The following is a 7,213-nucleotide window of genomic DNA, read 5'->3' as shown; positions in this document are numbered from 1 at the left end:
CGTGCCCGGGGTCCCCCCCCCCACCACCCGACTGTACCCCCGGCCGGGCGGGGAACCGGTCCCCCGGGCCCCCCCCCCGCCCCACACTTCCCCCGCCGCCGCGTGCGCGTCCGTCACCAGTAGACGACGACCTTGTCGCCCGTGCGGACCTGCGCGAACAGCGCGGAGACCTTGCGCTCGTCCCGCACGTTGACGCAGCCGTGCGAGGCGCCGTAGTAGCCGCGGGCCGCGAAGTCCGAGGAATAGTGCACCGCTTGGCCGCCGCTGAAGAACATCGCGTACGGCATCGACGTGTGGTAGATCGTCGACACGTGGTGGCGCGACTTGAAGTAGACGCTGAACACACCCTCGCGGGTGGGCGTGTACTGGGAGCCGAACCGCACGTCCATCTCCGAGACCGTCCGGCCGTCGATCATCCAGCGCAGTGTGCGGCTCGTCTTGCTGACGCACAGCACGCGGCCCGTCATGCAGCGCGGGTCGGGCTTCGAGGCCGGCTGCCCGCCGTACGGGTACAGCTCCCAGGCCGCGGGCTCGTGCGTCATCCCCCGCAGCCGCTGCCAGGTCACGGCGTCCAGCTCGCCCGTGCGCGGCAGCCCCCGCTTGCCCTGGAACCCCTTCACGGCCGCGACCGTCCGGGCGTCGTACGTCCCCGTCGGCGGGGTGATCAGCCAGGCGACCTGGTGCAGCCGGGCCTGCGCCCTGCGGATGTCGTCGCCCCGGTCGCCCCGGGACCACAGGACCTCGGCGGGCGCGGCGTCGTCCTTCCCCGCGGAGCCGGACGTGCCGTCCCCGCCCTTCGCGGTGCCTGGCCCGCCGGCGTTCTTCCCGTCCGCGCCGGAGAGCCGGCCGGCCGAGGCGGAGATGTGCCCCGAAGGCCGCTTCCCCTGCGTGTCCCCGGTGTTCACCGTGCAGCCGCCCACCGCGGCGAGCACGGCGAGCCCGGCCAGCGTTCTCCTCAAACCAGTCGTACGCATCCGGACCCCTGTCCCACCCGTCCTGTCGTGCACATCGGCCCCCGTCCCGCCGTCATCACCTGAGATGCTCCCCGCGGGTGACCGGTTGCGAACGGGGCGTCATGGTGGAAGAGAACCACGGAAACGTCGGACCGCTTCCCGGGAGGCACTGCAATGGCGCGCGAATCCGAGTCCGGACTGCCCATCGAGCCGGTCTACGGCCCCGAGGCCCTCGCGGGCTGGGACCCGGCCGAGAAGCTCGGCGCGCCGGGCGCCTACCCCTTCACCCGCGGGGTGTACCCGTCGATGTACACGGGCCGTCCGTGGACCATGCGCCAGTACGCGGGGTTCGGCACGGCCGTGGAGTCCAACGCCCGCTACCAGCAGCTCATCGCCAACGGCACGACCGGCCTGTCGGTCGCCTTCGACCTGCCCACCCAGATGGGCCACGACTCGGACGCACCCCTCGCGCACGGCGAGGTCGGCAAGGTCGGCGTGGCGATCGACTCGGTCGACGACATGCGGGTCCTGTTCGGCGGGATCCCGCTGGACAAGGTCTCCACCTCGATGACCATCAACGCGCCCGCCGCGCTGCTGCTGCTCATGTACCAGCTGGTCGGCGAGGAACAGGGCGTGTCCGCGGGCCAGTTGACGGGCACGGTCCAGAACGACGTCCTCAAGGAGTACATCGCCCGCGGCACGTACATCTTCCCGCCCCGGCCGTCCCTGCGGCTGATCGCGGACATCTTCAAGTACTGCGGGGCCGAGATCCCGAAGTGGAACACGATCTCGATCTCCGGCTACCACATGGCCGAGGCGGGCGCCTCCCCCGCGCAGGAGATCGCGTTCACGCTCGCCGACGGCATCGAGTACGTCCGCACGGCCGTCGCCGCCGGCATGGACGTCGACGACTTCGCCCCCCGCCTCTCCTTCTTCTTCGTCGCCCGGACCACGCTCCTGGAGGAGGTCGCCAAGTTCCGCGCCGCCAGGCGCATCTGGGCCCGGGTCATGCGGGACGAGTTCGGCGCGAGGAACCCCAAGTCGCTGATGCTGCGCTTCCACACCCAGACCGCGGGCGTCCAGCTCACCGCCCAGCAGCCGGAGGTGAACCTCGTCCGGGTCGCGGTCCAGGGGCTCGCCGCGGTCCTCGGCGGCACCCAGTCGCTGCACACCAACTCCTTCGACGAGGCCATCGCGCTGCCCACCGACAAGTCCGCCCGGCTGGCCCTGCGCACCCAGCAGGTCCTGGCCTACGAGACGGACGTGACCGCGACGGTCGACCCCTTCGCCGGCTCGTACGTCGTCGAGTCGATGACCGACGACGTCGAGGCGGCGGCCGTCGCCCTCATGACCCGGGTCGAGGACCTCGGCGGGGCCGTCGAGGCCATCGAGCAGGGCTTCCAGAAGGGCGAGATCGAGCGCTCCGCCTACCGGGTCGCCCAGGAGACCGACTCCGGCGAGCGGGTGGTGGTCGGCGTCAACCGCTACCGGCTCGACACGGAGGAGCCGTACGAGCCGCTGCGGGTGGACCCGGCCATCGAGGCGCAGCAGACCGAACGCCTCGCCCGGCTGCGCGCCGAGCGGGACCGGCGGGCCGTCGACACCGCCCTCGCCGCGATGAGTCGGGCCGCCGAGGGCACGGACAACGTCCTGTACCCGATGAAGGAGGCCCTGCGCGCCCGCGCGACCGTCGGCGAGGTCTGCGACGCGCTGCGCGAGGTCTGGGGGACGTACGTGCCCTCGGACGTCTTCTGAGCCGGACGATTCCCTCGTACGCGTGATCGGTACCCGCAGGTGAACGGCCTCCCCGACGGTGACCGAGCTGTGATGGGACGCCCGGACGCGCTGTCGTGACCGCGTGCGACACTCGCTCTCATGCTTGGTGTCATCGACCTCCCCACCTATCTCGCGGGCCTCGTCCTGATCGTCCTGCTGCCGGGGCCGAACTCGCTGTACGTGCTGTCCGTCGCCGCCCGCCGTGGCGTCCGTACGGGATACACCGCCGCCGCCGGCGTGTGGTGCGGGGACACCGTGCTGATGACCCTGTCGGCCGCCGGCGTCGCGTCGCTGCTCCAGGCCAACGCCGTGCTGTTCGGCATCGTGAAGTACGCCGGTGCCGGCTATCTGACCTGGCTGGCGGTCGGGATGCTGCGGGCCGCGCGGGGGATGTGGCGGGCCCGGCGGGAGCCGGTCGCCGAGAGCGCGGAGCCCGAGCCGGTGGCGGGGGAGCGGCCGTTCCGGCGGGCGCTGGTGATCAGCCTCTTCAACCCGAAGGCGATCCTGTTCTTCGTCGCCTTCTTCGTGCAGTTCGTCGACCCCGGATACGCCTACCCGGCACTCTCGTTCGTCGTCCTGGGTGCCTTCGCCCAGCTCGCGAGCGTCCTCTACCTGACCGCGCTGATCTTCAGCGGGACGCGCCTCGCGGCGGCCTTCCGCCGGCGCAAGCGGCTGTCCGCCGGTGCCACCACCGCCGCGGGCGCCCTGTTCCTCGGCTTCGCGGTCAAGCTCACCCTCGCCAGCGCGTAGCCGCCCGGCGCACGGTCAGCCGGCGCTCAGGCCCACCAGGGCCGCGTACGCGCCGAGGTCCCGCGCGTCGGTGCCCGCCCAGCCCACGTACCCGTCGGGGCGGACGAGGAAGACGCCGCCGCCGTACCGCTCGCAGGACCCGGTCCGGGCGGTGCGGACGCCGGGGAGCGGCCGCGGTTCCGGGGCCGTGCCGACCGTGAGCAGCGTCCAGTGCGTTCCCCGGAACACGTCGAAGAGACGGGCGCCGTCCACGGCCGCGTCGGGGGCGCGGTCGCCCGCGCGCAGCGCCTCGTCCGGCAGCCCGGCCCGGGTCTCCACGGCGAGCGAGGAGCCCCGGTAGCCGAGGCCGAGCTGGCGGGTCAGGCTGCCGCGGCGGGCCTCGCCGCGGTGGATCCGGGTGGACAGGCCCAGCATGTCGGCGGCGACGGGGCGGCGCTCCTCCTCGTAGGTGTCGAGCAGGGACGCGTCTGCCGTCCCGCCGAGGACCGCGGCGAGCTTCCAGCCCAGGTTGTAGGCGTCCTGGACGCTGGTGTTGAGCCCCTGGCCGCCGGCCGGGGAGTGGACGTGCGCCGCGTCCCCGGCGAGGAACACCCGCCCGGCGCGGAAGCGGTCCGCCAGTGCGGCGCGCGGCCGGAAGGCGGAGACCCAGCGCACCTCGGTCACCGCGTCGGCGGTCAGGTGCGAGCGGGCGGCGACGGCCCCGCGCACGCCGTCCGGGGACGCGTCGACGGCGGTCCCGGCCGGGAACCCGGCGACGACCTGGAAGTACTCCGTGCCCGCGAGCGGGCAGACGGCCATGAAGCCCTCGCCGTCCCCGCGCGGCGGGAAGAGATGCCAGTGGTCGCGGTCGAGGCCGTCGATCCGGACGTCCCCGACCAGGATCGGGTCCGGGTCCACGACGCCCGACCCGTCCTCCCCGGCACCCGTCATTCCGATGCCCAGGGCCCGGCGCACGGCCGAGCGGCCGCCGTCGGCGGCGACCACGTACCGCGCGCGGACGGTCCCCGTGCCCCCGCCCGAGGAGAAGCGCACGCTCACGCCGTCCTCGTCCTGGTCGAGCCCGGTCACCTCGTGGCCGAAGGCGACCCGGCCGCCGAGTCCGGTCAGCCGCTCGTGCAGGATCTCCTGGGTGCGCCACTGGGGCACCATCCACGGCTCGGTGAACGGGGAGCCCTCCTCGCCGTCCTCGGCCGGGTCGAACATCGGCCGCTCGCCGGCCGGCCTCCCGTCCCGCCAGATGAGGCCGACCGGGTAGTCGCCGCCCGCGGCGCGGATCGCGTCGAGGACGCCGAGGTCGTCCAGGACCTCCATCGTGCGCGGCTGGATCCCCTTGCCGCGCGATCCCCGTGCCAGTCGCTCGCCGCGCTCCACGACGAGCGCGTCCACGCCCCGCCGCGCCAGATCGACACCGAGGGCGAGCCCGGCCGGGCCCGCGCCGACGACGAGCACCTCCACGTCCGGGCCCGTCCCGTGCTCCGTCGTCGCGTCCACACCCATCTCCTTAACGCTGTTAAGTTCCATGCCGTGAGCGTGCCCTTAACGGCGTTAAACTGTCAAGCGTGGCTACTCAGAGACCCCAGCGGTCCCCCCGGCTGGACAAGAAGCAGGTCGTCGACACCGCGCTGCGGCTGCTCAACGAGACGGGCCTCGACGGCCTCACCCTGCGGGCCATCGCCAAGGAGGTGGACGTCCAGGCACCCGCGCTCTACTGGCACTTCAAGAACAAGCAGGAACTGCTCGACGAGATGGCCACGGAGATGTACCGGCGGATGGCCGACACCCCCGCGGCGGCGGAGGACGAAGGCTGGCGGGAGCGGCTGCTCGCCGCCAACCGCGGACTGCGCGCCGCCCTGCTGAGCTACCGCGACGGCGCCAGGGTCTTCAGCGGCTCACGCTTCACCGGCACCCTGCACGCCGTCGAGATGGAGCGGACGCTGACGCTCTTCGTCCGGGCGGGATTCACCCTCACCCAGGCGGTCCGCGCCACGTCGACGGCGCACTTCTACACGCTCGGCTTCGTCGCCGAGGAGCAGGGCGTCCAGCCGCTGCCGGGCGAGCGCCGCGAGGGCTACGACACCGACGAACGCGCCCGCCGCATGGCCGGCTTCCCGCTGGCGGCCGCGGCGGGCGCGGAGATCTTCGAGGACTACGAACGGCACTTCGAGGAAGGGCTCGCCCTGATCGTCGCGGGCGTCGAGGCCCGCCACGGCATCGTCTGAACGGGCCGGACGCGCGCTTGCCGGCCGCCTACGCGCGCGGCTTGGACAGCGCCGCGCGGAGCCTCGGGGTGAGCAGGTTCTCCACGAAGCGGTTGAGCAGCCAGGCGAGCACCAGCATGGTGGCGATCGTGGCCAGGAAGGTGCCGTACGACGGGATGTGCAGGCTGCGGTGGTAGGCCTTGATGACGACCCAGCCCAGGTGCTCGTGGACCAGGTAGAACGGGTACGTCAGCGCGCCCGCGACCGTCAGCCAGTGCCAGTTCGCCCAGTGCAGCCAGCCCAGCGCGATCGCGGCGACGGCCACGTAGCCGAAGGTGACGACGAGGATGATGACGTAGGACGAGCGGTTGGAGAAGAACTCCGGGTTCGGGGCGTGCCACAGCCGCTGGACGGCGTAGTGCTGCCCGATCAGCCAGCTCACCCCGACGATGCCCCAGGCGTACGCGTCACGGCGGTTGCGGTGCACCAGGTAGAGGCCGACGCCGCCGATGAAGTACGGGGCGTACTCGGGCATCAGGACCGTGTCGAGCAGGGGCTCGTGGACGCCCTGCGCGATGGCCGCGGCCAGCGTCCAGCCGGCGCAGAACAGGATCACGCGCTGCCGGTTCGCCCCCGGCAGCACGATGCACAGCGCGAAGAGCGCGTAGAACCGGATCTCGGCCCACAGGGTCCAGCACACGCCCAGCACCCGGTCGACGCCCAGCGGCTGCTGGAGCATGGTGAGGTTGACCAGCGCGTCGCTCGGCGAGACCGCCTTGTACGCGACGACGGGCAGCGCGAACACGGCCGTCACGATGACGATCGCGGCCCAGTACGCGGGCAGCAGCCGCGAGGCGCGCGAGGCGAAGAAGGAGCGCAGCGGCCGGCCCCAGCCGCTCATGCAGATGACGAAGCCGCTGATCACGAAGAAGACCTGCACGCCCAGGCAGCCGTAGGCGAACAGCTGGTGCAGGGCGGGGAACTGATGCCGCGGCGAGCTGCCCCAGGCCTGGACGACCTCGCCGTCCCGGCCGCCGTAGTGGTAGCACGCCACCATCAGGGCCGCGACGAGGCGCAGTCCGTCCAGGGCGCGCAGCCGGTTCTCCCGGCGCACCACGGGCTTGGGGGCGACGGCGGACGTCTCGGCGGGTGGCAGGACGGTACGGACCACGGTGCCGGTCGACGTCCCGCGGGCCTCCTCGGGCGTGTCGATCACAAGGTTCCCCTCGATGGGACTCAGCTGGCCCACAGCACGTTAGTCCGATAGTCGGGGATGCTTACGGCCTGGCGAGGCCGGTTCTCCGTCTTGCCCACGGGAGTTCATCTGCGGGTTGCCGCCGCGTTGAGGACTCGGCCGGCCGGTGGGTGGGTCGGGGCCGTGCCGGTGCGTCAGGCCGTCGCCGTTGGACGGAGATGCGGCCGTCGGTGGCGACGGCCATCGATGTACCGGCACGCCCCCTCGCGTCCGGATCCCGGCTGCGGGTGCGTTCAGATTTCGGGCTCGGAGAAGATTCAGCCCCTCCGGCGGTTGAGGAG

Annotated in this window: 6 protein-coding genes; 3 read left to right on the top strand and 3 right to left on the bottom strand. The window is 72.6% G+C overall.

The window, feature by feature from the left end; translation table 11 throughout:
- Positions 1 to 113: 113 nt before the first annotated feature.
- On the bottom strand, positions 114 to 974 hold the full coding sequence (locus ACFWI4_RS35815; RefSeq protein WP_387205130.1) for a L,D-transpeptidase family protein: 861 nt from the start codon (positions 972 to 974) through the stop codon (positions 114 to 116).
- 153 nt (positions 975 to 1,127) lie between these two features.
- Between ACFWI4_RS35815 and ACFWI4_RS35810 the strand changes: the two genes are divergently transcribed.
- Together ACFWI4_RS35810 and leuE are read left to right on the top strand one after the other, a co-directional pair.
- A complete protein-coding gene (locus ACFWI4_RS35810) occupies positions 1,128 to 2,708 on the top strand; it encodes a methylmalonyl-CoA mutase (RefSeq protein ID WP_387205127.1) in 1,581 nt (526 codons plus the stop codon).
- 120 nt (positions 2,709 to 2,828) lie between these two features.
- Positions 2,829 to 3,479, top strand: a complete 651-nt coding sequence (leuE, locus tag ACFWI4_RS35805) for a leucine efflux protein LeuE (RefSeq protein ID WP_385402034.1) — start codon at positions 2,829 to 2,831, stop codon at positions 3,477 to 3,479.
- Between the two features lie 15 nt (positions 3,480 to 3,494).
- On the opposite strand, the gene ACFWI4_RS35800 is transcribed toward leuE, so the two are convergent.
- A complete protein-coding gene (locus ACFWI4_RS35800; RefSeq protein ID WP_387205190.1) occupies positions 3,495 to 4,976 on the bottom strand; it encodes an FAD-dependent monooxygenase in 1,482 nt (493 codons plus the stop codon).
- 62 nt (positions 4,977 to 5,038) lie between these two features.
- Between ACFWI4_RS35800 and ACFWI4_RS35795 the strand changes: the two genes are divergently transcribed.
- Positions 5,039 to 5,698 carry a TetR/AcrR family transcriptional regulator C-terminal domain-containing protein gene (locus ACFWI4_RS35795; protein WP_387205124.1) on the top strand — a complete coding sequence of 220 codons (660 nt, stop codon included), beginning with the start codon at positions 5,039 to 5,041 and terminating at the stop codon, positions 5,696 to 5,698.
- 28 nt (positions 5,699 to 5,726) lie between these two features.
- Here ACFWI4_RS35795 and ACFWI4_RS35790 read toward each other — a convergent pair whose 3' ends face one another.
- Positions 5,727 to 6,893 carry an acyltransferase family protein gene (locus ACFWI4_RS35790; RefSeq protein ID WP_387205121.1) on the bottom strand — a complete coding sequence of 389 codons (1,167 nt, stop codon included), beginning with the start codon at positions 6,891 to 6,893 and terminating at the stop codon, positions 5,727 to 5,729.
- Positions 6,894 to 7,213 lie beyond the last annotated feature (320 nt).

The organism is Streptomyces sp. NPDC127038 (assembly GCF_042725875.1).
GTDB lineage: Bacteria > Actinomycetota > Actinomycetes > Streptomycetales > Streptomycetaceae > Streptomyces.
This window is presented reverse-complemented; position numbering and strand designations above follow the sequence as displayed.

Coding starts and splice junctions, on each gene's coding strand:
- ACFWI4_RS35815 (WP_387205130.1), bottom strand. CDS start 974: ATGCGTACGACTGGTTTGAGGAGAACGCTGGCCGGGCTCGCCGTGCTC.
- ACFWI4_RS35800 (WP_387205190.1), bottom strand. CDS start 4,976: ATGGGTGTGGACGCGACGACGGAGCACGGGACGGGCCCGGACGTGGAG.
- leuE (WP_385402034.1), top strand. CDS start 2,829: ATGCTTGGTGTCATCGACCTCCCCACCTATCTCGCGGGCCTCGTCCTG.
- ACFWI4_RS35810 (WP_387205127.1), top strand. CDS start 1,128: ATGGCGCGCGAATCCGAGTCCGGACTGCCCATCGAGCCGGTCTACGGC.